General features: G+C 57.0%; 28 protein-coding genes. 9 read left to right on the forward strand and 19 right to left on the reverse strand.

From position 1 onward, the window contains the following. Window positions 1-159 precede the first annotated feature (159 nt). Window positions 160-1,308 (forward strand): lactaldehyde reductase, encoded by a 1,149-nt coding sequence (fucO, locus tag ACLH1U_RS23480; protein ID WP_050534182.1) that lies wholly within the window; start codon window positions 160-162, stop codon window positions 1,306-1,308. Then, window positions 1,305-1,619 (forward strand): L-rhamnose mutarotase, encoded by a 315-nt coding sequence (gene rhaM, locus ACLH1U_RS23485; protein ID WP_025710935.1) that lies wholly within the window; start codon window positions 1,305-1,307, stop codon window positions 1,617-1,619. The genes fucO and rhaM overlap by 4 nt, the downstream gene beginning before the upstream one ends. Before the next feature lie 122 nt (window positions 1,620-1,741). On the opposite strand, the gene ACLH1U_RS23490 is transcribed toward rhaM, so the two are convergent. The 5 genes from ACLH1U_RS23490 to ACLH1U_RS23510 form a co-directional block, all read right to left on the reverse strand. After that, the gene (locus ACLH1U_RS23490; RefSeq protein ID WP_072414121.1) at window positions 1,742-2,335 is read right to left on the reverse strand and encodes a maltose acetyltransferase domain-containing protein; all 594 of its coding nucleotides are present in this window, start codon (window positions 2,333-2,335) and stop codon (window positions 1,742-1,744) included. Window positions 2,336-2,386: 51 nt separating this feature from the next. Next, on the reverse strand, window positions 2,387-3,652 hold the full coding sequence (locus ACLH1U_RS23495; protein ID WP_023291509.1) for an MFS transporter: 1,266 nt from the start codon (window positions 3,650-3,652) through the stop codon (window positions 2,387-2,389). Between the two features lie 41 nt (window positions 3,653-3,693). Further along, on the reverse strand, window positions 3,694-5,817 hold the full coding sequence (locus ACLH1U_RS23500; RefSeq protein ID WP_411299478.1) for an alpha-galactosidase: 2,124 nt from the start codon (window positions 5,815-5,817) through the stop codon (window positions 3,694-3,696). A gap of 114 nt (window positions 5,818-5,931) precedes the next feature. Further along, entirely contained in the window at window positions 5,932-6,927 is a 996-nt protein-coding gene (locus tag ACLH1U_RS23505; RefSeq protein ID WP_032454463.1) for a substrate-binding domain-containing protein, read from the reverse strand. 90 nt (window positions 6,928-7,017) lie between these two features. Next, window positions 7,018-7,566, reverse strand: a complete 549-nt coding sequence (locus ACLH1U_RS23510; protein ID WP_002882865.1) for a helix-turn-helix domain-containing protein — start codon at window positions 7,564-7,566, stop codon at window positions 7,018-7,020. 100 nt (window positions 7,567-7,666) lie between these two features. Here ACLH1U_RS23510 and ACLH1U_RS23515 point away from each other — a divergent pair, with 100 nt between their 5' ends. After that, complete coding sequence (locus ACLH1U_RS23515; RefSeq protein WP_032429035.1) at window positions 7,667-8,326, forward strand: AzlC family ABC transporter permease; 660 nt, start codon at window positions 7,667-7,669, stop codon at window positions 8,324-8,326. Beyond that, entirely contained in the window at window positions 8,326-8,649 is a 324-nt protein-coding gene (locus tag ACLH1U_RS23520) for an AzlD domain-containing protein (protein ID WP_008807893.1), read from the forward strand. The genes ACLH1U_RS23515 and ACLH1U_RS23520 overlap by 1 nt, the downstream gene beginning before the upstream one ends. Here the strand turns inward: ACLH1U_RS23520 and ACLH1U_RS23525 are convergent. From ACLH1U_RS23525 to fdhD, 9 genes are all read right to left on the reverse strand, one after another. Continuing rightward, window positions 8,646-9,239, reverse strand: coding sequence for an AAA family ATPase (locus tag ACLH1U_RS23525; RefSeq protein ID WP_032454460.1), 594 nt, complete (start codon window positions 9,237-9,239; stop codon window positions 8,646-8,648). The two genes, ACLH1U_RS23520 and ACLH1U_RS23525, sit on opposite strands and share 4 nt — an antisense overlap. Then, the gene (locus tag ACLH1U_RS23530) at window positions 9,236-9,673 is read right to left on the reverse strand and encodes a PTS sugar transporter subunit IIA (protein ID WP_004203645.1); all 438 of its coding nucleotides are present in this window, start codon (window positions 9,671-9,673) and stop codon (window positions 9,236-9,238) included. The genes ACLH1U_RS23525 and ACLH1U_RS23530 overlap by 4 nt, the downstream gene beginning before the upstream one ends. A gap of 9 nt (window positions 9,674-9,682) precedes the next feature. Further along, entirely contained in the window at window positions 9,683-9,952 is a 270-nt protein-coding gene (locus ACLH1U_RS23535; protein WP_017899833.1) for a hypothetical protein, read from the reverse strand. Between the two features lie 59 nt (window positions 9,953-10,011). After that, on the reverse strand, window positions 10,012-10,854 hold the full coding sequence (locus tag ACLH1U_RS23540) for a ketose-bisphosphate aldolase (RefSeq protein ID WP_032429032.1): 843 nt from the start codon (window positions 10,852-10,854) through the stop codon (window positions 10,012-10,014). Then, entirely contained in the window at window positions 10,841-12,208 is a 1,368-nt protein-coding gene (locus ACLH1U_RS23545; protein WP_004203642.1) for a PTS sugar transporter subunit IIC, read from the reverse strand. Before ACLH1U_RS23545 ends, ACLH1U_RS23540 begins: the two co-directional genes overlap by 14 nt. After that, window positions 12,201-12,515 carry a PTS sugar transporter subunit IIB gene (locus tag ACLH1U_RS23550; protein WP_004203640.1) on the reverse strand — a complete coding sequence of 105 codons (315 nt, stop codon included), beginning with the start codon at window positions 12,513-12,515 and terminating at the stop codon, window positions 12,201-12,203. The genes ACLH1U_RS23545 and ACLH1U_RS23550 overlap by 8 nt, the downstream gene beginning before the upstream one ends. An 11-nt stretch (window positions 12,516-12,526) precedes the next feature. Then, window positions 12,527-13,507, reverse strand: coding sequence for a 6-phosphofructokinase (locus ACLH1U_RS23555; RefSeq protein WP_032454459.1), 981 nt, complete (start codon window positions 13,505-13,507; stop codon window positions 12,527-12,529). Window positions 13,508-13,897: 390 nt separating this feature from the next. Next, window positions 13,898-14,110: a YdgH/BhsA/McbA-like domain containing protein gene (locus ACLH1U_RS23560; protein WP_023291501.1), complete on the reverse strand. Its 213-nt coding sequence runs from the start codon at window positions 14,108-14,110 to the stop codon at window positions 13,898-13,900. Window positions 14,111-14,238: 128 nt separating this feature from the next. Next, window positions 14,239-15,075: a formate dehydrogenase accessory sulfurtransferase FdhD gene (fdhD, locus tag ACLH1U_RS23565; protein WP_101862579.1), complete on the reverse strand. Its 837-nt coding sequence runs from the start codon at window positions 15,073-15,075 to the stop codon at window positions 14,239-14,241. A gap of 156 nt (window positions 15,076-15,231) precedes the next feature. On the opposite strand from fdhD, the gene fdnG reads away from it, so the two are divergent. From fdnG to ACLH1U_RS23590, 5 genes are all read left to right on the forward strand, one after another. Then, window positions 15,232-18,282: a formate dehydrogenase-N subunit alpha gene (gene fdnG / locus ACLH1U_RS23570; RefSeq protein WP_089849836.1), complete on the forward strand. Its 3,051-nt coding sequence runs from the start codon at window positions 15,232-15,234 to the stop codon at window positions 18,280-18,282. Between the two features lie 12 nt (window positions 18,283-18,294). Further along, window positions 18,295-19,197, forward strand: coding sequence for a formate dehydrogenase subunit beta (gene fdxH / locus ACLH1U_RS23575; protein ID WP_002882822.1), 903 nt, complete (start codon window positions 18,295-18,297; stop codon window positions 19,195-19,197). Further along, complete coding sequence (fdoI, locus tag ACLH1U_RS23580) at window positions 19,194-19,829, forward strand: formate dehydrogenase cytochrome b556 subunit (RefSeq protein ID WP_411299479.1); 636 nt, start codon at window positions 19,194-19,196, stop codon at window positions 19,827-19,829. Before fdxH ends, fdoI begins: the two co-directional genes overlap by 4 nt. After that, window positions 19,826-20,755 carry a formate dehydrogenase accessory protein FdhE gene (fdhE, locus tag ACLH1U_RS23585; RefSeq protein ID WP_004203631.1) on the forward strand — a complete coding sequence of 310 codons (930 nt, stop codon included), beginning with the start codon at window positions 19,826-19,828 and terminating at the stop codon, window positions 20,753-20,755. Before fdoI ends, fdhE begins: the two co-directional genes overlap by 4 nt. 277 nt (window positions 20,756-21,032) lie before the next feature. Next, window positions 21,033-21,950, forward strand: a complete 918-nt coding sequence (locus ACLH1U_RS23590) for an alpha/beta hydrolase (RefSeq protein WP_411299480.1) — start codon at window positions 21,033-21,035, stop codon at window positions 21,948-21,950. Window positions 21,951-21,960: 10 nt separating this feature from the next. Here ACLH1U_RS23590 and fabY read toward each other — a convergent pair whose 3' ends face one another. The 5 genes from fabY to typA all read right to left on the reverse strand — a co-directional run bounded on the left by fabY (window position 21,961) and on the right by typA (window position 26,793). After that, window positions 21,961-22,902 (reverse strand): fatty acid biosynthesis protein FabY, encoded by a 942-nt coding sequence (gene fabY, locus ACLH1U_RS23595; RefSeq protein WP_004178031.1) that lies wholly within the window; start codon window positions 22,900-22,902, stop codon window positions 21,961-21,963. Window positions 22,903-22,946: 44 nt separating this feature from the next. Then, entirely contained in the window at window positions 22,947-23,384 is a 438-nt protein-coding gene (gene dtd / locus ACLH1U_RS23600) for a D-aminoacyl-tRNA deacylase (protein ID WP_004203627.1), read from the reverse strand. Next, window positions 23,381-24,241 carry a virulence factor BrkB family protein gene (locus ACLH1U_RS23605; RefSeq protein WP_004203625.1) on the reverse strand — a complete coding sequence of 287 codons (861 nt, stop codon included), beginning with the start codon at window positions 24,239-24,241 and terminating at the stop codon, window positions 23,381-23,383. The genes dtd and ACLH1U_RS23605 overlap by 4 nt, the downstream gene beginning before the upstream one ends. Further along, complete coding sequence (yihX, locus tag ACLH1U_RS23610) at window positions 24,235-24,834, reverse strand: glucose-1-phosphatase (protein ID WP_017899838.1); 600 nt, start codon at window positions 24,832-24,834, stop codon at window positions 24,235-24,237. The genes ACLH1U_RS23605 and yihX overlap by 7 nt, the downstream gene beginning before the upstream one ends. 135 nt (window positions 24,835-24,969) lie before the next feature. Beyond that, window positions 24,970-26,793, reverse strand: a complete 1,824-nt coding sequence (gene typA / locus ACLH1U_RS23615; protein ID WP_023291496.1) for a ribosome-dependent GTPase TypA — start codon at window positions 26,791-26,793, stop codon at window positions 24,970-24,972. Window positions 26,794-26,909: the final 116 nt, after the last annotated feature.

The raw sequence follows: 26,909 nt of genomic DNA on the forward strand, positions 1-26,909 counted from the left end.
TTCCCCCTCGCCCTAAATCCCGGAGGCGGTGCTACGCACCTGTCCTGGCTACCGGCCTGCAGACGCCAGTGAACCTGTAGCCCGGGTAAGGCGCCAGCCGCGACCCGGGAGCGGGTGAAGGGAAACGGATTACCCAAATCAACATTAAGGAGAATTATCATGAGTTTTATGTTGGCACTACCTAAAATCAGCCTCCACGGCGCAGGCGCTATCGGCGATATGGTCAAGCTGGTAGCGGGCAAACAGTGGGGCAAGGCGCTGATCGTCACCGACGGGCAGCTGGTGAAGCTGGGCCTGCTGGACAGTCTGTTTTCCGCGCTGGATGAACAGCAGATGGCATATCAGCTGTTTGACGACGTGTTCCCCAACCCTACCGAAGCGTTGGTGCAGCAAGGCTATGCGGCGTACCAGGCGGCCCGCTGCGATTACCTGATCGCCTTCGGCGGCGGCAGCCCGATTGATACCGCCAAGGCGATAAAAATCCTCACCGCCAACCCTGGCCCCTCCACAGCCTACTCCGGCGTCGGCAAAGTGAAAAACGCTGGCGTGCCGCTGGTGGCCATCAACACCACTGCCGGCACGGCGGCGGAGATGACCAGCAACGCAGTGATTATCGATAGCGAGCGTCAGGTAAAAGAGGTGATTATCGACCCGAACCTGATCCCGGATATCGCCGTCGACGACGCCAGCGTGATGCTCGACATCCCGCCAGCCGTTACCGCCGCCACCGGCATGGACGCCCTGACCCACGCCATCGAGGCCTTTGTCTCCGTTGGCGCCCATCCCCTGACCGACGCCAACGCCCTCGAGGCCATCCGCCTGATCAACCTGTGGCTGCCGAAAGCGGTAGACGATGGACACGATCTGCAGGCCCGCGAGCAGATGGCGTTTGGCCAGTATCTGGCGGGCATGGCGTTCAACAGCGCCGGCCTCGGGCTGGTACACGCCCTGGCCCATCAGCCTGGCGCCACCCACAACCTGCCGCACGGGGTGTGCAACGCCATCCTGCTGCCGATCATCGAAAACTTTAACCGCCCGAACGCCGTGGCGCGCTTCGCCCGCGTGGCGCAGGCGATGGGTGTCGATACCCGCGGCATGAGCGATGAAGCCGCCAGCATGGAGGCCATCAACGCCATTCGCGCGCTGAGCAAACGCGTGGGGATCCCCCAGGGCTTCAGCCAGCTTGGCGTCAGCAAAGCCGATATCGAAGGCTGGCTGGACAAAGCGCTGGCCGACCCGTGCGCGCCATGTAACCCGCGCCCCGCCAGCCGCGATGAGGTCCGCGAGCTCTATCTGGAGGCATTATGATCCGTAAAGCCTTTGTCATGCAGGTGAACCCCGACGCGCACGAGGAGTACCAGCGCCGTCATAACCCCATCTGGCCGGAGCTGGAGGCTACGCTGAAAGCGCACGGCGCGCACCACTACGCCATCTATCTCGATAAAGAACGCCACCTGCTGTTCGCCACGGTGGAGATTGAGTCGGAAGCCCGCTGGGAGGCGGTCGCCAGCACGGAAGTGTGCCAGCGCTGGTGGAAATACATGCGCGAGGTGATGCCCAGCAACCCGGACAACAGCCCGCTGAGCGCGGAGCTCAAAGAAGTGTTTTATCTGGCGTGAACCCCCACGACGCCGGAGAGTACCTTCCCCGGCCTCCCGCCATGCGTGCTGGAGGCCGTTTCAACGGCGGTAATGCAAAACAGGGGACACGACCCTTTGCGCTCCCCTGTTTCTCTCGCCCATCATCCGGGAAAAAGTACGTATTTGTCTTTATCCGCATCGGTAATTTCTCTTAATACCCGGCAAGGTACGCCTGCGGCAACCACATTCGCCGGTATGGAGCGATTGACCACACTGCCCGCGCCTATGACTGAATTCTGGCCAATCGTTACCCCGGGATTAATAATCACCCCCGTGCCTAACCAAACCCCATCTTCAATCACCACCGGTAATGAAAACTGTTGATGCGTATGGCGCAGCGCGGGGTGGATGGGATGCCCGGCGGTGGAGATAGTGACATTTGGCGCAAACATGACGTTATTGCCGATGATAATGTCCGCATCGTCGACCAGCGTGAGGTTAAAATTGGCATAAAAATTATCACCAATCGTCGTATGGATCCCATAGGCAATATTGATCGGCGGCTCTATCCAGCATTGTTCGCCGACTTTCGCGAACATGCGCTGAATAATATCGTTGCGCAATTCCTGATTAAACGGATGCGAATGATTATATTCATAGGCCCGCGCTTTACCCATCAGCCGCTGCTCCGGCAAGCCATATCCTGCATCCAGGTAAAGCTCACCGCTGTTCATACGTTTTTTCATATCCATCATGACCTCTTCCTTCTCTGTCAGGCACCACCCTGTGCCACGGAATGTTGATAATTAAACCGTCATCGCATTATCGCGCAGCGGCTCAGTTTTCGTCTTACCCGCTAACGTAAACGCCGATATTAAAGTGACGGTGAGGGCAATACCGCCGAGGATCATATAGGTCTCCTGGAAACCGATCCGATCATACATATTGCCGGCGAAGGCGGAGAGGAAGATCGCCGCCACCTGCTTGGCGAACTGGAAGCCCACCAGGTAAATGGTCGCCGACAGCCGGACGTCAAACACGCCGGTAATATATTTAAAGGCGCCCACCAGCAGGAACGGCACCTCCAGCGCATGGAGCATTTTCAGCGCCACCACTTCCGCGGCGGTGGTGGCGAAGGAAGAGCCAATCATTCTTGCCGCCATCACCATCCCGGCAATCAGCAAGGTATTCTTCGCCCCGATGCGGTTAATAATCCACGGCGAGCTGAACATAATGATGGCGTTACAAATTTCTCCCGCGGTGGTGGCGAAACCAAAGGCACGGGTGCCTGCTTCCGGGGTCGCGAAGAACGATTTGAAGAAGGTGGCGAACTGCTGATCGAAAACGTCATACACGCAGGCTACGCCGATGACGTACAGAATAAACATCCACATCTTCCGCTGGCGGAACATGCGCACCGCCGTTTTTAAATCGATCGCCGGGCGATTGGCGCCGAGCGAGTCCATTACCTGCGCGGACTGACTGGCCTGCGGTTTGGCGATAGCCACCAGCACCACCAGCAGCAGCGCGGCGGCCGAGCCCATCCAGAACACCCACTCCGGGTTAACGCTGAACAGCATCCCCGCCGTGGTGGCGCACAGCGCCCAGCCCAGGCAACCAAAGGTGCGCGCCTTGCCGTATTCAAACCCGCTGTTGCGGCTTACCCGTTCGATATAGGCCTCCATCGCGCCGGCGCCGGCGGAGAACACAAAGCCAATGTAAGCGCCGCCGCTCAACGCCCCGAGCCAGATATTGGTTTTCAGCAGCGGAGCGAAAACATAAAGGAAGAAGGGAGCAATCAGCACCAGCAAAACGGTCACGATCCACATCAGGTGTTTTTTCAGCCCCAGCTTGTCAGAGATCACCCCGAGGATCGGCTGGAAACAGATGGCGAACAGCGACAGGCTGGAGAAAACGAGGCCGGTTTCGGTTTTATTCAGGCCGATGACGTCCGACAGCCAGATCGGCAGAAACGGAAAGCAGGTGGCCATGATGAAGAAGTAGAGAAAGAAGAACAGCCCGAAAATCCAGAAGTTGGGGTTGTTTTTGTGGGTACAGACGGTCGGGTTCATTATATTTTCCTCAAGAAGGGCCGCGGCGCGGCCCGGTACCATCACACGCGTTGCAGGCCAATCAGAATGGCGCTTTCCGGGTCGAGGATGGGCAGCGCCAACCCCGCCTGCTGTAGCCACTCACCGCTTACGGTCTGCGGCGTCGTCATCCATGCCGGCAGCTTCCGCATGGTGTGGCCGCCCTCGCCGGTAATCTGTATGTTCGGATGATCGAGGAGCGTCACCTGATAGCGGGCGCTCGCCTCCAGCCCCGCCAGGCGCAGCGGCGCCATCAGGGTGTAGTCCGGCATCGCCAGCTGACTGACCAGGAAAATCGCCTGCGCTTTATCCGGGCTGACGACGCCATGAGCAAGGGTGGTGGCATCCGGCATATCCATCCGCCACTGCACGCCGTGATGGATCACGTCGCGCCACTGCTTATGCAGGGCCGCGTATTTCCGGTAACCGGCGCGTTCTTCTTCATCGGCGCTCACCGGATCCAGCTCAAGCCCCATATGACCGAACAGCGCCGTCAGGCCGCGGAAGGCGATACTGTGCTGGCGGAAGGTGGCATGACAGTGGCGATTACCGATGTGCGCGCCCATCACCTCCGGCGGGAAGAAGTAGCTCATGCCGCGCTGGATGGTATTGCGTTCAAGGGCGTCATTGTTGTCAGAAGCCCAGAAGCGATGGCTGCGCTTGAGGACTTCATAATCGATACGACCGCCGCCGGAGGAGCAGGATTCAAATTCAATATGCGGGAAGCGGGCCACCAGCGTATCGAGCAGGCGATAGAACTGGCGGGTTTGCGCATCGGCGGCAGCTTTACCGTTATGCCCCGGCTGCACCAGCTCGCGGTTCATATCCCACTTCACGTAGTCCACCGCGTGCTCGCCCAGCAGCCAGCTCATCCGCTCCAGCAGATAATCAAAGGCTTCCGGAATATTCAGGTTCAGGACAAACTGATGACGCCCGGGAAGCGGCGTATAGCCCGGCAGCGCCAGCACCCAATCAGGGTGTGCCCGAAACAGATCAGAATCCGGGTTAATCATCTCAGGCTCCACCCAGATGCCGAACTCCATCCCCAGCGATTTCACGTGGTCGATAACCGGCGTCAGGCCGTGGGGATATTTGTCCTCATCGAGATACCAGTCGCCGAGCGCCGCCCAGTCGTCGTTGCGTCCTTTAAACCAGCCGTCGTCAATGATAAAACGCTCCACGCCCAGCGCCGCTGCTTCATCCGCCATGCGCATGATGTAGTCCGGATCGTGGTCGAAATAGATCCCCTCCCAGGTGTTGAGATGCACCGGGCGCGGCTTGTTGCCCGGGAAGCGAATAATCCGTTCGCGCAGATAACGATGGAACTGCTGGCTCATGCCGTTCAGCCCGTTCGCCGAGTAGCTGGCATACAGGTACGGCGTCCATAAGGTTTCCCCTTCCGCCAGCGCCATTTCGCCAGGCAGATAGAGCGCCTCGGCCTGCAGATAGCGGCGGCCATCGGTTTTCACCTCCGCCCGCAGGCGATGGTTGCCGCTCCAGCCCAGATGCACACCCCAGACTTCACCCTGCATCTCGCTAAAGGCGTGGCTGCCGGTGATCAGTGCCGGGAAATGTTCGTGAGAGGTACGCCCGCGGCGGTTCTCCAGCACAAAGCTGTCGTGCTCCAGGGTCAGGCGATGAGGCTGAAACTCGCGGATCCAGCGGCCGTGGAAAGCCATTACCTCGCGAGCGCGTTCGGCGACCGGCAGCGTGACCGCCAGGCGATCCACCTGCCATGGGCTGGCGCGCAGATTGGTCACGCCATGGCGCACGCTCAGCACGCCGCTGCTATCAAGCTGGATTTCACTGCACAACCGCAGGCCGGCCTGCGGGTCTTCGCTGACCAGGGTCAGCGTCTGGCCCACGTGCCGCACTTCGCTGGTAGCAAAAATCGGCGAGGCATCCAGCCCATGGCGATGGCCTTCAATGCCCGGAGTGCCAAACAGACCGTGACCCAGCTCCGCCATTAAGGTGACCGGGGAATCGACGTCGAGGCGGCCGTTGGCGACCGGCCGCGTCAGGCTGTCGGCATCCTGCAGCGAAAAGTGGCTTAAATGCGGCCCCCAGTAGATAATTTCGGCGAAAGGGTGGGTTTTGATCACCACGTCAGCCGCTGCGCTTTGCAGGCGTATAATCGAATCAGACATTAGACATCTCCACTTCAAGGAATGCCTTACTGTTGATCCGAAACGTTTCGGACACCAACCAAAACGTTTCGGATCCGTGATCGAGTTCAGGAAATTAATCTGTGGAGAGCGGTATCAGGCGGTTTCGCCGGGGATGAATTCGGGCTGCCAGAGCACCTGGAGCGAGGCCAGATCCTCGCCGGCGATTAAGCGGCGGACCATCGTGGCTATCTGGCGTCCCACCCCCTGTCGGGTGGACTGAACCACTGCGCCTACCGGGGTGTCGATGATACTGTCCTGCGGCAAACCGTCGTAGACCACCAGTGAGACGCGATCGGCGCCGGTAAGACGCCCAAGCTGAGCCAGGGCCATCGCCGCGCCGTCGCCATGGGTGTTGCAATCGGTGACAATCGCCGTTGGCGGTTCAGGCAAGCGCAGCAGCTCCATCGTTGCCTGAAACCCGCCGCGGCGGGTGGGCGGCACGCTGCGCAGCCAGGTTTCCGCCAGGCCCGCTTCGCGCAGGGCTTCCAGGTAACCGTTGCGCCGTTGGGTAATAAACGCCTGATTATTATTTTCACTCAGCAGCGCGATGCGCCGATGCCCCTGGCTAATCAGATGGCGGGTGGCGCGGTAGGTGCCCGCCTGGTTATCGAAATCAAACCAGGCGTAGGGCTGCGGCAGGCGGCTACGGCCCAGCGCGAGGAAAGGAAAGCCGGAAGAGAGCAGCTGAATCAGGCGCGGGTCGTCGTCCAGGGTATGCGCGACGATCAGCGCATCGACGCGACGACTCTGCACCATGCGCATATACCCGTGCTTATCGGCCTGTTCATCATCGGCGATCAGCAGTAAATCAATCTCATAGCGCGCCAGTTCGTGGCTGATTTCTCCCACCATTTCGAGAAAGACGTTGTTATTCAGCGGCGCGGGGCGCACGGGGAACACGAGGCCAACGGCGTCGATTTTGCCCATTTTCAGGCGACGCGCGAACGTGTTTGGCCGATATCCGCGACGCTGCGCTTCAGCCTCGACGCGAGCACGGGTCTCCTGCGACACATCATCATAGCCGTTTAACGCGCGGCTGACGGTCGTAACCGAGATCCCAAGTTCTTTAGCAATGGCTTTCAGCGACATAGGTATGCCTGTCTTCGCGGAAGAATGCGGCTAGTGTCCCGCAATACGGCTATGGCGTCCAGCGAGAGCGCGACGCCCGCCGGTGCGATATCAGTTTTGCTCAGCGATCAGCAGCGCCTGCGTATCCGGCTCCAGGGCCTGAAACACATGCTCCTGATCCGCCGGGTAGCAGATATAGTCGCCCTCGCCGAGCTCTTCCGGCGCCGACGTCAATCCTACCCGCGCGCGCCCCTGAGTGACGATAATATGTTCCACTGACCCTGGCGGATGCGGATGCGAAATGCGGTCGGCGCCGGGCTGGGTGAGCAGCAAATAGATGTCCCGACGCGCGCCGGGCGGGCAGGCGGCCAGCAAAATAGCCTGATAGTTCGCCTGCTCCGCCACCACTTTTGTCCCCTCGCCGCGGCGGATCACCTGCGTTTTGTTCACCTGCGGCTCAAGCAGCCGGGCAAATGGAATATCCAGCGCCACGCAGAGCGACCACAGCGTTTCCAGACTAGGATTACCGTTGCCGGACTCCAGTTGCGATAGCGTGGATTTGGCGATACCCGCCCGACGCGCGACTTCCGCCAGCGAAAGCCCGGTCCGCGCCCGCTCCCGCACCAGACTTTTGGCGATAACGCTGATTGGCTGTGTCATACCCGCCCCTTTGTTTTTTATATCGAACGATTCGTTCGCCTTGAAAAACGATTATTATGTGTTCATTATAATGGAAATTCGTTCGATATGGCTAAGTGATATGAAACAAACTCTCTCCAGTCTCAGCGGAGACACGATAAAAGCGATTGCTTTAGTTTGCCTCGCCGTCGGGGTGGTGGGCATGTCCTATGGGTCGCTGGCGGTGGCTTACGGCTTCCCCTTATGGGTGCCGCTCGTGCTTTCGGTGTCCGTGCTGGCGGGCGCCTCTGAATTTATGTTTATCGGCATTGTCGCCAGCGGCGGTAGCCCACTTGCCGCCGCCGCCGCTGGCCTGTTAGTCAACGCGCGTCATATCCCTTTCGGGGTGACCGTGCGCGAACTGGTGGGTCGGCGCGGCTTAAGCTTTATCGGGTGCCACATTATGAACGACGAGAGCGTGGTCTTTGGCTTGTCGCAGCCCACCCCCGCGCAGCGCAAAGCGGCCTACTGGCTGTGCGGCGCCGGCGTGGCGCTGATCTGGCCTTTGGGTACGCTCACCGGCGCGGCCGTCGGCAAACTGCTGCCGGCGCCGGAGACCATCGGGCTCGATGCGGTCTTCCCGGCAATCCTGCTGGCGCTGGTGATCCCGGCCTTTAAAAACCGTACCACGCTGATCCGCGCCGCCAGCGGCGCCGCGCTGGCGCTTGCCGCCGTGCCGTTTGCGCCTACCGGGCTGCCGGTGCTGCTCTCGCTGTTTGGTTTACTGTCGAGGAAAAAATAATGGGCAATATGACGCTGTTTATCGCCGGTATCGCCATCCTGTCGCTGGGAACCTATCTGATGCGTCTTGGCGGCGCGAAGCTTGGTAATCGGCTGGCCTTTTCCGAGCGCTCGCAGGCGCTGCTTTCCGATGCGGCGACGGTGCTGCTTTTTTCCGTCGCCCTGGCCACCACTTTCTATGAAGGCGCGCATTTCGCCGGCATGGCGCGCGTTCTGGGCGTTGCAGTCGCCGTGTTCCTCGCCTGGCGCAAGGTGCCGCTGATCGGCGTAATTATCGCCGCGGCGGTGGTGACGGCTCTGCTGCGGCTGGCGGGTATGCCCTAGGACGGGTATGCGAAATTCGCCAGGGCGGTGCGTTGTCCGCTAATTGTGCCTTCAAGCCAGTGAATAACCGGCGTTATCTCCAGCGGGCGCCGCTGGTCTATCGTCAGAAGGGGCCCTAAAGACATGGGCTGCGCACGCCCGGCCAGCTGGGCCAGCTCCGGCAGATACTCTTCGCCGGGGTGGCCCGGCGACCGCGTCGCCAGCCGCGAGGCATAGCGCGCGACCGCCAGCTCGGGGGAGATATGGTTCCAGATCTCAATCACCTGCTCCACGCCCGCCTGCTGCAGCAATTTTTGCAAGGTCTCCCGGGGCTGGAAGCCGAACCAGGCGTCGATCAACCAGACCATGCTGGCAGGCGATGCGCCGACAATCGACCAGATCACCTCATACGCCGCACAGCCCAGTTGGCGATTCATTGGCCGGTCGACCGGGGCCAGACGCGCCATAAACGGCTCTTTGATGCCGTCGATCGTCAATACCGGCAGGCTGAAGGTCTCCGCCAGCAAACGGGTAATGGTACTCTTCCCCGAAGCCGGAATGCCGTTGATTAAAATAGCCGTTTTGCAGACTGGGGTCAGATGTCTGTTCATAGTAATGCGACAACCTCCTCCCGGCTGCGGGCCATCCGCAGTTTGGCCATCGTGTCATTGTTATCCAGCAGCGCGACGATGGAGCGGATCCCCTCCTCGATATGCGCATTGCTATCCCGGGCGCCAAACATAATGACGATGTCGGCCTTTTCACTGTCTGCAAAGGGAATCGGCTTTTCCAACAGCACCAGGCTAAAGCAGTTGCGTCTGACGCCGCACTCGGGTCGGGCATGGGGGATAGCAATACCTTCATCGAAAACGTAATAGGCGCCATGGTTCAGGGTATTGTCGATCACCGCCTGGCTATATTCGGTCGAAATAAAGCCTTTTGCCTCCAGCGGGCGGGCAGCCAGCTTTATTACCCGCTGCCAGTCGGACTCCACAACGCCAACCTGAATGGCATCGGCCTCAATAAGCAGTTCTTTTATGGTCATGCTGTATTCCTAAATATTGCGGCGAATAATATTGCGTAAATTATCAATCTGCAGAAACAGCGTATCAATATCCTGCCGGTGGGTGGTGCTTTTGGCATATATGGATAGCGCCCGGTTGTAAGTCAGCATCAATGTTTTTTGCACCTCGCTATTGCCAGGCTGGCGCTGTAGTTCGCCTTCCAGCCTGGCAATCTCCTCCGCCAACTGACGGGACTGTTGATCATAATCCTGCAGCGGGGTTTGCTCTTTTTTCCACAACGTTTTCAATGATTCAAACATAGCAAGTTCCCTCCCTGGCGGAAGACAGGGCAACGAAATAGAGAGTGACGGAGAAAACGTTATTTAAATAACGCCATTTTTTCCATTAAGACATCAGTGACAGCCTGGTTGGCGGGAATTAAGAATTTCCGTACGCTGTCATTCACTTTCCCTTTCTCAAACGTCGTTTTACAGCGGTCAACCCACTGCACGTTCATTTCCGTCCCGACGTTCACTTTATTAATCCCTTCGGTGACGGCCAGCCGCATATCCTCATCGCTGACGCCGGTACCGCCGTGCAGCACCAGCGGCACGCCGGTCGCCGCGCTAATCTGTTTCAGCCGCTGGTGCTGTATCTGCGCTTTACCGGTGTAGAGGCCATGCACAGTGCCCACCGAGACGGCCAGCATATCGACCTGGGTCTCCTCCACAAAGCGTTTCGCGTCTTCGACGGTGGTAAAACAGATATCTTCCGCCGCCACCGCTTTTCCATCCTCTGACCCGCCGATCGCCCCCAGTTCGCCTTCTACCGTAATATTGCGCGGGCGGGCCATCTCCACCACTATTCGCGTATTACCGATATTTTCCTCAAGGCTTAAATGTGAGCCGTCGTACATCACCGACGAAAAGCCCGCGTTCATTGCCGTCTCGATGGCCTTAATATCTGAGCAGTGGTCAAGATGCAGACAGGTTGGAATATTTTCACTGTCCGCTAATGAACGCACGGCGTCGACCAGCAAACGATAGCCGAGGTACTCCGCGGTCCCGGTTGAAATTTGGATCATTAACGGGCTGTGGCTGTTTTGCGCGGCTTTGAAAAATGCCGGTAGCATCTCAATACAGTGCAAGTTAAACGAGCCAATCGCTTTAAAATTTCTCTCTTGGGCGATTTTTAAAATCTCATTGAAATTATACAGACTCATGAACATTTTCCCCTTTCGGCTTAGCGGATTTCCCGTTGACAAACCATGCCAGTGCGGCGACAAACACAATAAATAAGGCGACAAAGAGCCAGTTATTCTGGAAGGCGTGGCCTAATACCAGACCCGAGCTGATGACGTCAGAGTCGCTGAAGGTGACGCCCGTAAAGCCGTAACTCTCCAGCATGGGCACCAGAATGGCCGGCAGAAACGTGATAAACAGACCGTGAATAACCCCGCCGATCATTGCCCCTCGGCGTCCGCCCAGCGCGTTGCCAAATACCCCTGCCGTGCCGCCGGCGAAAAAGTTGGTTAACAGCCCGGGGAGGATCATCGCCAGACCGAACATTGGGAAGACCAGCATGCCGATAATCGAGCCGACGGTCGTCGCCAGAAATCCGACAATCACCGCATTCGGCGCATAAGGAAACAGTACCGGGCAATCGAGAGCCGGCTTCGCATCCGGGACAATACGCATCGCGATACCGCGAAAGGCCGGCACCAGCTCATTGAGCAATAAACGCACGCCGCTATAGAGGACAAAAACCCCGGCGACAAACTGAATGGACTGCATAAAGGCATACATCAGGTAGTTAATCCCGCCGGAGAACTGCGCGATGTACTGCGGGCCCGCCGCGATAGCCGGGATGAGATACATCGGCACCATCACCACCGCCATGGCCAGATAGGTATCCTGCAGAAACTTAAAGTTATCAGGCAGCTCGAGATCTTCCGTGGAGCGGGAACCTTTGCCGACGACCTTCGCGACGGCGGCCTGCACCAGATAACCGATGGTACAGAAGTGCCCCAGGGCTACGTCGTCAGACCCGGTTATGCGCCTGACCACCGGCTGCGCCAGGGCCGGCATTAACACCGCCATCACGCCGCCGAAGATGCCCCCGGTTAAAATCAGCGGTACGCCGGTGAGCCCGGATTTATAGCCAATCACGGCGCCGATCGTCGCCATCCACAGCAGCGCCTGACCGGTCAGGAAAATATATTTTAGCGGCGTCAGACGGGCGATAATTATATTGACGGCAAAGATCACCAGCAGCGTCAGCGCCACTTCCGAACCTAATTCCCGATTCGCTAACCCGGCGATGGCGGCCACATCGGTAATGTAGCCCTTCATGCCAAACCCCTGGGTGAAGATATCGTTGAGGAAGGTTAGCGTGGCGACAATGATGTTGATCCCGGCCATCATAATTAAGAAGCCGAGCAGCGTTTTAAACGTCCCTTCCGCGGTTTTGCCCGGGGATTTCTTTTGCAGGATCAGGCCAAGCATGGCAATAAAAGCAATAAGAATAGATGCCTGACCAAGTAAATCCTTAACGATAAACGCAACGAAGCTATTCATAATCAGCCACCTTCAGATGACGTTCTTTTAAGAATGCAACGATTTTTGTTTCAATTTCCTCTTTATCCGTAAGCTTATTGAGCACCACGACGCGTTTAATTTCCTCTTCAGTGGCATCGGCGGTTAAGATGTCGGCAAAGGTTTTTTGCGTCAAAATCATATCCGATTTAAAGGCTCCGGCTTCGGATACGGTGGTGTGTTCAATATGAGCGGGAATTTCCAGTTTTTTTAAAACTGCCTTCGCCGTCATTTCAATGGCAAAGCTTGAACCGAGGCCGCAGCCACATACGCATAAAATTTTCAGCATGGAGGGTCTCCTCAAATAATATTGAGTTGCTTGGCAAGTTTATAATGATGTCCTTCAGTATCGACCAGACGTTTTTTCATACTGACTAAATCAATCGGAATAGGTTTATTACTGGAATTAATTATTATGGCTTTATTTTTCATACCTGACTGAATACAGCGAACCACCTCACTGGCCATAATGGTGCCCTGATAAATCTCTTCACAGGTCGGTTCACCGCTGCGTAAGCCATAGCCGACAATCGTTTTACGGATACGGACGCCAATTTGCGGTTCCAGCTGTTTGATCATGGTATCAATCGCTCCCTGAAAGCCGGGAGAGTACTCTTTGGTGTAGCCTTCTGAGCAGAGGATAACGACGCTGTTCTGCATGCTCAGCTTCCGGGTAATCCGTTCCGCAAGCATGGCCAGCGGCATCTGCGCCTCCGGGATCAGGGCAATATCCGCATTGCATTTAATGGCGGACTGTAACGTTAGTTCTCCACAATAACCTCCTAATATCTCAACCATAAAAACCCGCCCCGGCAGCGCTCTTCCGGTATTTCTTAAACGGGAGACTTCTTTAATAATCTGCTCGCAGGCCGTGGAAAAACCAATCGTATAATCACTGCCATACACATCATTATCGATAGTCATTCCCACGCCAAAGCAATTAATATCAAATTCACTTAGGGTATTGAGAAACTGCAGGCTGCCATCCCCCCCGGCCATAATAAGCACATCAATACGCAACGATTTAAGTTTTTTAGCAATCATTTCATATTCGCTGCGCTGCAGTTTGCGACTGGTGCGTCCGGAGGTAATGATCGGCACAGCGGTAATAGAGAAATCAACCAGATCGCGCCACGCGATATCCTGATGATTTTTCTCCAGCAGGCCAGGAATACCGCCATTAAACAGGGTGATCTCGGCATCAGCCTGCCTGGCAATCTGGAATATAAAATTATTCATTCCCGAAACATCCCCGCCGCTAATAACGATGCCAATTTTCATGACGCTTCCTCGCTCATTTGCCTGACGACATTTTTCCCTGACTGCAAGACTTCTATTTGCAATGGAGATCACATAATGCGTATTAAATTAGGTCCGTGAATAGTTGACAAGAGTGATATCACGCTTATTTTTGTGATAAACATCTCATTAAAAGAGAGTGATCTTCATCGCTTTCTGGTTTTAATATCTTTATATTTCATAGCGTTAAAACATCGAGATATTCAGCATTGAAGATGTTTCATTTGCGGTAATAATGGGGATTTAAGAAAAGAACGGAAACGTGAGTACTGCCACATTTTTTTCGCGGCGGTGGGAAATAGTGGCTGTTTTTTGCCAAAGCGGAAACAAAAAAAAGCGCCCTGAGGCGCTCTTTCGACAGTAGCGTTACGCTTATTTGTTCAGTTCCGCAGTCATATGCACGCGGTTGCCGGTAAACGCTTCGGTAATTTTGTAAGACGAAGCGCCTGCTGCCTGGGCCTGTGCGGCGATTTTCGCTTCCGCGCCGTCCATCGTTGTCGCGGTAGCGGTGACGGTTTCAGCAGCGAAGGAAGCAAAAGAGGCGGCCATAGCGATTACTGCGACAAAAGTTTTGATGCTTTTCATGAGATAAACCCTTTCATTTAGTTGTTTAGATAAGGCGTTGTGCCTTGATGTGTTAAATAGTAGCCCGCACATCACCAAACAAAAAGCGGAAGGATTTGCTGTCATTGTTCAAATTTACTGATCAACTTTTAACCCGCATTCAAACGCTGCGGGTGGGTGTAGATCGTCGCCCTGCCCGGCTTGCAAAAGCCCACCAGCGTCAGGTTGCAGCGCTCGGCGACTTCCACCGCTAAGGTGGTAGCTGCTGATACCGCGAACAGGATCTCGACGCCGCACATCGCGGCTTTCTGCACCATTTCATAGCTGGCGCGGCTGGATACCAGCGCGGCGCCAGGCAGCCAGCCCTCGCCGATTTCCGCCCGCCGGCCGAGCAGTTTATCCAGCGCCACATGCCGGCCGACGTCTTCAAAACCGCCCGCCAGTTCGCCCGTCGACCGGACCCAGGCGGCCGCGTGGGTGCAGCCGGTGAGTCGGCCGATCGGTTGAAAGTCGTTAAGATGCGCCAGAGCCTGGTCGAGGTTGGCGAGATCGAACGTCTGGGTGAACGGCAGCGGCTGGACCGGCTTACCAATATCATTGAGCTGCTCGACGCCGCATACCCCGCAGCCGGTGCGCCCGGCCAGCGCGCGTCGCCGGGCTTTGAGCCCCATAAAACGCCGGCTGGAGAGTTCAATCTGCACCTCAAGGCCTTTGCACATCGACACCACGTCCATGCCGAAAATCTCCCGCCGATGCTCAATAATCCCTTCGGATAAGGAGAAGCCGACGGCGAATTGCTCGAGGTCTTTCGGCGTGGCCATCATCACTACGTGGGAGATACCGTTGTAGACCAGCGCGACGGGGACCTCTTCCGCTAACTCATCTGGCTGAGGGTGTTGCAGATCCTCGCGCTTCCAGAGGGAGACCCGGCGATATCCTGTGACGTTCGTCACATTTTCGATTTGTTCGAGAGGCTTCTTGTTCACTTTGCTTTAACCGTATTGGAACAGGCATACACACAATGTGGTATTCTGTTTTTATCCCTTCAGGAATGAGGGAAATATGCCCTAATTCTGAACCTTTGCGGCCTTCACCGCAAAGCAAATAACTACATGTGACAATGTCGAAACAAGGAGCGAACCATGCAGGTCAGCAGAAGGCAGTTCTTTAAGATCTGCGCTGGCGGTATGGCGGGAACCACGGCAGCAGCGCTGGGCTTTGCCCCGGCAACTGCGCTCGCGGAGACACGGCAGTACAAATTGCTGCGCACACGCGAAACCCGTAACACCTGCACATACTGTTCTGTCGGCTGTGGGCTGTTGATGTATAGCCTCGGCGACGGCGCAAAAAACGCCAAAGCATCCATTTTCCATATCGAAGGCGATCCGGATCATCCGGTTAACCGTGGTGCGCTCTGTCCGAAAGGGGCCGGTCTGGTGGACTTTATCCATTCTGAAAGCCGCCTGAAATTCCCGGAATATCGCGCGCCAGGCTCCGATAAATGGCAGCAAATCAGCTGGGACGAAGCGTTCGATCGCATCGCGAAGCTGATGAAAGAGGACCGCGACGCCAACTTTATCGCGCAAAACGACGCCGGCACCACCGTCAACCGCTGGTTGACCACCGGGATGCTGTGCGCCTCCGCTTCCAGTAACGAAACCGGCTATTTAACGCAAAAATTCACCCGCGCCCTCGGGATGCTGGCGGTGGATAACCAGGCGCGTGTCTGACACGGACCAACGGTAGCAAGTCTTGCTCCAACATTTGGTCGCGGTGCGATGACCAACCACTGGGTGGATATTAAGAACGCCAACCTGGTCGTGGTGATGGGCGGTAACGCCGCTGAAGCGCATCCGGTGGGATTCCGCTGGGCGATGGAAGCCAAAATCCATAACGGTGCCAAACTCATCGTTATCGATCCGCGCTTCACGCGTACAGCGTCGGTGGCTGATTTCTATACCCCGATTCGTTCCGGTACCGACATTACTTTCCTGTCGGGCGTGATCCTGTACCTGCTGAATAACGAAAAATTCAACCGCGAATACACCGAAGCCTACACCAACGCCAGCCTGATCGTGCGTGAGGACTACAGCTTCGACGACGGGCTGTTCAGCGGCTATAACGCAGAAAAACGCCAGTACGACAAAACCAGCTGGAACTATGAGCTGGACGAAAACGGCTTCGCCAAACGCGATACCACGCTGCAACATCCGCGCTGCGTCTGGAACCTGCTGAAGCAGCACGTTTCCCGTTATACCCCGGATGTGGTCGAAAACATCTGCGGTACGCCGAAGGCCGACTTCCTCAAAGTCTGTGAATACATTGCCGAAACCAGCGCGCCGGATAAAACCGCGTCGTTCCTGTACGCTCTCGGCTGGACCCAGCACTCCATCGGCGCGCAGAACATCCGCACCATGGCGATGATCCAGCTGCTGCTCGGCAATATGGGGATGGCAGGCGGCGGCGTCAACGCCCTGCGCGGCCACTCCAATATCCAGGGTCTGACCGACCTCGGCCTGCTCTCTACCAGCCTGCCGGGCTACATGTCGCTGCCTAACGAAAAACAGGCCGACCTGCAGACCTACCTGACGGCTAACACGCCGAAGCCGCTGCTGAAAGACCAGGTCAACTACTGGGGCAACTATCCGAAGTTCTTCGTCTCCATGATGAAAGCCTTCTTCGGCGATAAAGCGACAGCAGAAAACAGCTGGGGCTTTGACTGGCTGCCGAAGTGGGATAAGAGCTACGACGTTCTGCAGTACTTCGAGATGATGAATCAGGGCAAAGTGAATGGCTATATTTGCCAGGGCTTTAACCCGGTCGCCTCGTTCCCGAACAAAAACAAGGTCGTCGCTTCCCTGTCGAAGCTGAAGTTCCTCGTGACCATCGACCCGCTCAATACCGAAACGTCCACCTTCTGGCAAAACCACGGTGAGTCGAACGATGTTGACCCGTCGAAAATCCAGACCGAAGTGTTCCGTCTGCCGTCCACCTGCTTCGCCGAAGAGAACGGGTCTATCGTCAACTCCGGCCGCTGGCTGCAGTGGCACTGGAAAGGTGCGGACGCCCCGGGGATCGCTGTCACCGATGGCGAAATCCTCGCCGGTATCTTCACTCGCCTGCGTAAGATGTATGCCGAAGAGGGTGGCCCGGCGCCAGAGCCAGTGCTCAACATGACGTGGAATTACTCCACACCGCATGAGCCGGCGTCGGAAGAAGTGGCGATGGAAAGCAACGGTAAAGCGCTGGCGGATATTACCGACCCGGCGACCGGCGCGGTGATCGTCAAGAAAGGGCAGCAGCTGAGCTCCTTCGCACAGCTACGCGACGACGGCACGACCTCCAGCGGCTGCTGGATCTTCGCCGGCAGCTGGACGCCGGAAGGCAACCAGATGGCGCGCCGCGATAACGCCGATCCGTCCGGTCTGGGCAATACGCTGGGCTGGGCCTGGGCATGGCCGCTCAACCGCCGCATCCTGTATAACCGCGCCTCCGCGGACCCGCAGGGTAAACCGTGGGATCCTAAACGTCAGTTGCTGAAGTGGGACGGCGCGAAATGGGGCGGCGTGGATATTCCGGACTACAGCGCCGCCGCGCCTGGCAGCGACGTCGGTCCGTTTATCATGCAGCCGGAAGGGATGGGCCGTCTGTTCGCTATCGATAAGATGGCGGAAGGACCGTTCCCGGAACACTACGAGCCGTTTGAAACGCCGCTCGGGACTAACCCGCTGCACCCGAACGTGGTCTCTAACCCGGCCGCTCGCGTCTTCAAAGGCGATCTCGAGCAGATGGGCAAAGCGGAGAAATTCCCGTACGTCGGCACCACTTACCGCCTGACCGAACACTTCCACTACTGGACCAAGCACGCGCTGCTTAACGCCATCGCGCAGCCGGAGCAGTTTGTGGAGATCGGTGAAAAACTGGCGAATAAGCTTGGCATCAGCCATGGCGATACCGTCAAGGTCTCCTCCAACCGCGGCTACATCAAGGCCAAGGCGGTGGTGACCAAACGTATTCGCACGCTGAAAGTGGACGGTAAGGATATCGATACCATCGGCATTCCTATTCACTGGGGCTATGAGGGCGTGGCGAAAAAAGGCTTTATTGCCAATACCCTGACGCCGTTCGTCGGTGATGCGAACACGCAGACGCCGGAGTTCAAAGCTTTCCTCGTGAACGTGGAAAAGGTGTAACGGAGACGACTTATGGCTTATCAATCGCAAGATATTATTCGTCGTTCCGCGACTAACGGTTTCACTCCCGCGCCTCAGGCGCGGGACCACCAGCAGGAGGTGGCGAAGCTTATCGACGTCACCACCTGTATCGGCTGCAAAGCCTGTCAGGTGGCCTGCTCCGAATGGAACGATATTCGTGATGAAGTCGGTCACAACGTCGGGGTGTATGACAACCCGGCGGACCTGACCGCCAAGTCATGGACGGTAATGCGCTTCTCGGAAGTGGAGCAAAACGACAAGCTGGAATGGCTCATCCGCAAAGATGGCTGCATGCACTGCGCCGATCCGGGCTGCCTGAAGGCCTGCCCGTCAGAAGGCGCGATCATTCAGTACGCCAACGGCATCGTCGATTTCCAGTCCGAGCAGTGCATCGGCTGCGGTTACTGTATTGCTGGCTGTCCTTTCGATGTGCCGCGTCTGAACCCGGAAGACAACCGCGTCTACAAATGTACCCTGTGCGTAGACCGCGTCACCGTCGGCCAGGAACCGGCCTGCGTGAAAACCTGCCCAACCGGCGCCATCCACTTTGGCTCCAAAGAGGATATGAAAACGCTGGCCGGCGAGCGCGTGGCTGAGCTGAAAACCCGCGGTTACGACAATGCGGGCCTGTACGATCCGGCCGGCGTCGGCGGCACCCACGTCATGTACGTGCTGCACCATGCCGACAAGCCGAATCTGTACCACGGCCTGCCGGAAAACCCGGAGATCAGCCAGACCGTCAAGTTCTGGAAAGGCATCTGGAAACCGCTGGCGGCCGTCGGCTTCGCCGCGACCTTCGCAGCCAGTATCTTCCACTACGTCGGCGTCGGTCCGAACCGCGCGGAAGAGGAAGAGGACAACCTGCATGAAGAGAAAGACGAGGTGCGCAAATGAAACGACGTGACACCATCGTGCGCTACACGGCGCCGGAACGCATCAACCACTGGGTCACCGCCTTCTGCTTCATCCTGGCGGCGGTAAGCGGGTTAGGCTTTTTCTTCCCGTCCTTTAACTGGCTGATGCATATCCTCGGCACGCCGCAGCTGGCGCGAATTCTCCACCCATTCGTCGGGGTGGTGATGTTCGCGTCGTTCATCATCATGTTTTTCCGTTACTGGCACCACAACCTAATCAATCGGGATGATATCTTTTGGGCGAAGAATATTCGTAAGATCGTCGTCAACGAGGAGGTAGGCGATACCGGGCGCTATAACTTCGGCCAGAAATGCGTATTCTGGGCGGCGATTATCTTCCTGGTACTGCTGCTGGTGAGCGGTGTGATCATCTGGCGTCCGTATTTTGCGCCGGCTTTCTCAATCCCGGTGCTCCGATTTGCGCTGATGCTGCATTCATTTGCCGCAGTGGCGTTAATTGTGGTTATCATGGTGCATATCTACGCCGCCCTCTGGGTGAAAGGCACCATTACCGCGATGGTGGAAGGCTGGGTCACCAGTACGTGGGCGAAGAAACATCACCCGCGCTGGTACCGAGAGGTCCGCCAGAAACAGGAAAAGTCATCTGAATGAGTATTCGCATAATCCCGCAAGACGAGCTGGGTTCGAGCGAGAAACGCACGGCGGAAGCCATTCCGCCGCTACTGTTCCCCAGACTGAAAAATTTGTATAACCGCCGCGCTGAACGCCTGCGCGAGCTGGCCGCCAACAACCCTCTGGGCGATTATCTGCGCTTTGCCGCGCTGATCGCCCATGCCCAGGAAGTGGTGCTGTACGACCATCCGCTGCAGATGGATCTCACCGCCCGCATTAAAGCGGCCAGCGAACAGGGCAAGCCGCCGCTGGATATCCACGTCCTGCCGCGCGACAAACACTGGCATAAGCTGCTGCACTCGCTGATTGCCGAGCTGAAGCCGGAGATGAGCGGCCCGGCGCTGGCGGTGATTGAGAATCTGGAAAAAGCCTCTGAGCAGGAGCTGGAGCAGATGGCCAGCGCGCTGTTTGCTTCCGACTTCGCCTCGGTCAGCAGCGATAAAGCGCCGTTCATCTGGGCCGCGCTGTCGCTCTACTGGGCGCAGATGGCCAGTCTGATCCCCGGGAAAGCGCGCGCCGAATACGGCGAACAGCGCCAGTTCTGCCCGGTGTGCGGCTCGATGCCGGTCTCCAGCATCGTGCAGATCGGTACCACCCAAGGGCTGCGCTATCTGCACTGCAATCTGTGCGAAACCGAGTGGCACGTGGTACGCGTCAAATGTAGCAATTGCGAACAGAGCCGCGATCTGCACTACTGGTCACTGGACAACGAGCAGGCTGCGGTGAAAGCTGAAAGCTGTGGCGACTGCGGAACCTACCTGAAGATTATGTATCAGGAGAAGGATCCGAAAGTCGAAGCCGTCGCCGACGATTTGGCATCCCTGGTGCTCGACGCCCGCATGGAGCAGGAAGGCTTCGCCAGAAGCTCAATAAACCCGTTCATGTTCCCCGGCGAAGGGGAGTAAGTTCTCATCAAACCGGGAAGCACTTGCGACCCGGTCTTTCAATGCGTTTCTATAAAGATCATCTTGCTACGCCATTGGCTTACAGTAATCGAATCAGGCTCGTACAGCTACCAGTCACACATTACAAGTCCCAAACCGCAGTATCCAGCACCTCGGCCGGCGTACACGCATTTTTGCGAGCCGCTTTCCAGAACGTAAAGGCGATCTCATCAAGTCTGTCTTTTCGCCACAATCCAGGCTATAACACTGGATATTAAAACAGTATAAGGAACTTCACATGGCGCTGGAAAAAGGGATTGCTTCGCTGGTTGAGGCGTTTATTGCGGCAGAGCGTCCGTCATCACGCGTTCAACATATTGATGATCGGAGAGCCGGCTATATCGCCAGCGCGGTGCTCGCCGGAGAGATGGAAACGAGAGTGCGGGTGGAGGATATCACGCTGGAGGGGATGAACTTCCGCATCGTTTCACCGCCCACCGCCAGCGGCTTGTTGCCGACACTTATCTACTACCACGGCGGCTGTTTTGTCAGCGGCGGCTTTGCCACCCACGACAATCAGCTCCGTCAGCTAGCCTGGTTCAGCGGCTGCCGGGTGATCGCCGTGCAGTACCGCCTGGCGCCGGAGCATACCTTTCCGGCAGCGCACGATGACGCAGAACAAGGTGTCATGATTATCCACCGACACGCGGAGCAGCTTGGCGTTGACGCATCACGCATCACCCTGGCTGGCGACAGCGCCGGCGGGCACCTCGCTCTGGTAACGGCCCTGCGCCTGAAAGCGAATATGGCGTGGCAACCCGCGCAACTGATTCTGATTTATCCCATGCTTGACCCCACCGCCAGCATGGCAAGCTACGTCAGCAACGGCGCTGACTATGTGATTACCCGGGACACGCTGCTGAGCGGCTATGAAATGTACCTCGCCTCGACGCCGGCGAACCACCCGGATGCCAGTCCGCTCTGGCGCGACGATTTTCACGGTTTGCCGCCGGTGCATATTCTGACGGCGGAGTTCGATCCTTTACGCGACGAGGGCGAAGCGCTGCATCGAAGGCTGATGGCGCAAGGGGCGGAGAGTTCCTGTCAGCGCTATCTGGGGGTGATCCACGGCTTCTTTCAGCTGGGGGGGATCAGCCGCGCCGCGCGAGAGGCCATGCGGGATATCGCCTGGCGCGTAGCATCGCCAGGACGATAACCGCCCGGGGCTACTCTTCCTCGTTGCCGCCCTCTTCGTAAGAGCCAAAGGGCTTCGCCGGCAGCACGATGTAGATCCCCTCGAATACGGCGCCCTGTTTATCGTCGCCAAAAAGCTCCACCTGCATTTGCACGCGGGCTTTACGCCCACGCGCCAGACGGTCAAGATCGCCGCTCAGAGAACCGAGGTCGGCAATGGCGCTGGGGCGGCCGCTAATGGGCTGACTGTAGCGGATGTGCGCATCCGCCAGAATGATGGTGCCCCCCAGGTGCCGCTCGCGCAGCATCAGCCAGATAAGCCCCCATCCGGTTAAGGTGGCGAGAGAGAACAAGCTGCCGGCAAACAGCGTGTGGTGCGGATTCTGATTCCCCGCTTCCGGCATGGTAGTAATAAATTTCTGCCCGGTGTACTGCTGAATGCGCACGCCCATCTTTTCACTCAGCGGGATATGCTGATACCACGCCTGCTGTAGCTGCGCGCACCAGTCGCCGCGGTGGAGAATATCGTCCAGCGACGCGACCGGTTTAATCATCAGGAAATGACGGATCGGCGTGGTGGTCGGGGTAGTAATCTCCCCCTGATTGACAAAGCCGAGCTTGGCGAAAAACTCCACCGCATCTTCGCGAGCGCTACAGGTGACCCGCTTAACCCCTTCCTGACGCGCGACGGACTCGAGGGTCATCGCCATCAGCGTACCCAGCCCTTTATCCTGCACCGAGGGATGAACGGCCATAAAGCGAATGGAAGCTTCATTCTCCGCATTGATATATAGCCGGCCGACGGCCACCAGGTTGCCCTCTTCATCCACCACCATCTGATGATGCGCCATCGCATCCCAGGCGTCACGTTCCGAACCCTTAGGCTGATGCAGCGGCTTACGCAGCATTTCCCAACGGAACTGATAGTAGCTCTCTAACTCTTCTGCTGTTTGCGGTACACGAAGGTGATACATAGTCGTACTCTCTTTTGTTACCCGCAGCCTGCCCGGAAGCTGGGTCATACCTGCAACCAAAAGGTCACGGGACCATCATTGACCAAAGAAACCTGCATATCCGCAGCGAATCTTCCGGTCTGGGTGTTCATTTCCTGCTGGCGACAGCGGGCGACAAAATACTCATACAGCGCCTCAGCGCGGTCCGGAGCAGCGCCTTTCGAGAAGCTCGGCCGCATCCCCCGCTCGGTATCGGCCGCCAGCGTAAATTGCGAAACCACCAGCACGCTGCCGCCCGCCTGCTGAACATTCAGGTTCATTTTCCCCTCCGCATCGCTGAAGATGCGGTAGCCCAGCACGCGCTCGCAGAGGCGATTCGCTTTTTGTTCATCATCGTCTTTTTCGACCCCCAGCAGCACCAGAAGCCCCGGGCCAATTTCGCCCGTCACTTCGTCCGCCACGGTAACGCTTGCACGGGATACGCGTTGAATTAATGCAATCATGGTTGTTCTGTTTCTTCTGTTTTAAGTTTGCGGTATTCACCGAGAGTGACAGTAATTTCAGCGCCAAGCAAGACGATACACCAGGTCCAGTACACCCAGACGAACAAAATCGGCACCACCGAAATCACGCCATAAATGAGCTGATAGGACGGAAAGGTGGTGATATAGAGGGCAAACGCTTTTTTACCTGCCTCGAACAGCAGCGCCGCCACCAGCGCCCCGATCACCGCGTCGCGGTTACGCACCTGGGTGGTGGGTACAATACTGTAGAGCAGCCAGAATGCTGCCCAGGAGAGGATCAGCGGGAAAAGGCGGAGCAGATTATCAATTACGCCGTCCAGGTCGCTTGCCCAGCGCAGCGACAGCAGATAGGAACTGATCGCCAGGCTGGCGCCCGCCAGCAGCGGACCAAGGGTCAGGATCATCCAGTAGACGGCAAAGGAGTAAACTTTGGGCCGGCTGCGCGTGCTGCGCCAGATGGTGTTTAGCGCGCTGTCGATCGAGTACATCAGCAGCAGCGAGGTCACGATCAGGCCAAAGGCGCCTACGGCGGTCATGCGGCTGGAATTGGCGACGAACTGCTCGATATATCCCTGGATCACATCCCCGGTCGCCGGAATAAAATTGGCGAAGATAAAATGGCGGATCTGCACGCTGACTTCGGAGAACATGGGGAAGGCCGCAAACAGCGCGAACACGACGGCAATCAGCGGCACCAGGGACAGTAATGACACATAGGCGAGGTTCCCCGCCAGGGTGGTCATATGGTCTTCATCAATACGCCGCCACAGCAGCTTAAGCCACGCCAGCAGCGGCCGGGTATGGTGGAGTAATTTTTGATGAACGGTTCTTAGCATAGCTGTTTCGCGAAATAGTCAGGGATGGTCTTCTTCCCGGTCACCAGAATACTGGTGATCCCCAACCGGTTAGCCCCTGCTATATTATCGACGTTATCATCAAAAAAGACCGTATCTGCGGCGGAAAAACCCTCTTCTTCCAGTACTCGCTGATAAATTTGCGCTTCAGGCTTACGCATTCCCATCTCCTGAGACAGATAGATGCGATCGGCGGCAGCGCGAACTTCCGGGTATTCATCCGGCCAGAACGTGGTGTGAAGACGATTGGTATTGGAGAGCACCACCACGCGATGGCCCTGGGCACGCAGTTTTTGCATGATCGCAATCACTTCCGGACGCAGCGCGACAAACACCGCCTGCCAGCCGTGAGCAAACTGCTCATAGCTGAGGGACATATTCATTTCATGGCACATGGCGGCGGCAAAATCTTCATCGCTGAGCTCGCCGCGCTCATGCTGATGGAAAGCCTCTCCCATGGTGAAATGCTGCTTCAGCGTCGCAAGAGGGATGCGGGTTAAATCGCTCCAGGCCCCCAATACCCGGTTGAAGTCAATGTCGACAATCACATTACCTAAATCAAAGATATAGAGCATTTTCGTCTCCTTCCGCGCCGTGGAAAATTAACTTTAGCGGGAAAGGCAGGATTTGACTATTGGCGTGTGATGCAGGAATCAAAAAAAGAAACCCCGCCGGAGAGGCGGGGTTTTACGAACAACAAGAAGAATAAATTACTCTTCTTTTGCACCGCGCATTGCGCGTTTACGGTCGTTCTCGGTCAGGTGACGTTTACGGATACGGATAGAGGTCGGAGTGACTTCTACCAGTTCGTCGTCATCGATGAACTCCAGAGCCTGCTCCAGGGTCATCTTAACCGGCGGAACCAGAACCGTGGCTTCGTCAGTACCGGACGCACGCATGTTGGTCAGTTTCTTACCGGTCAGGCAGTTTACCGTCAGGTCGTTAGAACGGCTGTGAATACCGATGATCTGGCCTTCGTAAACTTCCGCACCGTGACCGAGGAACAGCTTACCGCGATCCTGCAGACCGAACAGGGCGAACGCTACCGCTTTACCCTGACCGTTGGAGATCAGCACGCCGTTGTTACGCTGGCCCACTTCGCCCGGACGAACGTCGTCGTAGTGGCTGAAGGTGGAGTACAGCAGACCGGTACCGGAGGTCATGGTCATGAACTCTGAACGGAAGCCGATCAGACCGCGGCTTGGGATCACGTAGTCGAGACGTACGCGGCCTTTTCCGTCCGGATTCATGTTTTTCAGGTCGCCTTTACGCTCGCCCAGCGCCTGCATAACAGAACCCTGGTGCTGCTCTTCGACGTCCAGCGTCACGTTCTCGAACGGCTCTTGTTTACGGCCGTCGATTTCACGGAAGATAACTTTCGGACGGGAAACCGCCATCTCGAAACCTTCACGACGCATGTTTTCAATCAGAACGGACAGGTGCAGTTCACCACGACCGGAAACGCGGAACGCATCAGCGTCTTCGGTTTCTTCAACGCGCAGCGCCACGTTGTGCACCAGCTCTTTGTTCAGGCGGTCCAGAATCTGGCGAGAGGTAACGAACTTACCTTCTTTACCGCAGAACGGAGAGGTGTTGACGTTGAAGAACATGGAAACGGTCGGTTCATCGACGGACAGAGCCGGCAGCGCTTCGACATTCTGCGGGTCGCAGATGGTGTCGGAGATGTTCAGCTCGCCCAGACCGGTGATCGCGATGATGTCGCCAGCTTCAGCTACGTCGCTCTCGATACGCTCAAGACCCAGGTGGGTCAGTACTTTACCGACTTTACCGTTACGGGTTTTGCCTTCGCTATCGATGATAGTGACCTGCTGGTTCGGCTTCACTTTACCGCGTTTGATGCGGCCGATGCCGATGACGCCAACGTAGTTGTTGTAGTCCAGCTGGGAGATCTGCATCTGCAGCGGACCGTCAAGGTCAACGTCCGGTGCCGGCACGCGATCGACAATCGCCTGGTACAGCGGGGTCATGTCTTCAGCCATGTCTTCGTGGTCCAGACCCGCGATACCGTTCAGCGCGGACGCGTAAACGATCGGGAAGTCCAGCTGTTCGTCGGTCGCGTCGAGGTTAACGAACAGGTCGAACACCTGATCGACAACCCAGTCCGGACGTGCGCCCGGGCGGTCAACTTTGTTGATGACCACGATCGGCTTCAGACCGTGGGCAAAAGCTTTTTTGGTCACGAAGCGCGTTTGCGGCATCGGGCCATCAAAGGCATCTACCACCAGCAGCACAGAGTCAACCATGGACATAACACGCTCAACTTCACCTCCGAAGTCGGCGTGCCCTGGGGTATCAACGATGTTGATACGGTAATCATTCCATTTGATTGCGGTGTTTTTCGCGAGGATGGTAATCCCACGCTCTTTCTCCAAATCGTTGGAGTCCATCACACGTTCTTGTGCTTCAGTACGTGCGTCGAACGTACCGGATTGCTGTAGCAGCTTGTCAACCAGGGTAGTTTTACCATGGTCAACGTGCGCGATGATGGCGATATTACGCAGATTTTCGATCACAACTTTGCCTCAGGCATTAGAAATAGCGCGTTATTGTACACGTATTAAGCGAAGGACTGAACAGGATCACAAACATCCTCCGCAAACAAGTATTGCAGAGTTTCTTTGTGACCGCT

Origin of the sequence: Klebsiella sp. 1SOBk5mer (assembly GCF_046603115.1) — a bacterium.
GTDB lineage: Bacteria > Pseudomonadota > Gammaproteobacteria > Enterobacterales > Enterobacteriaceae > Klebsiella > Klebsiella quasipneumoniae.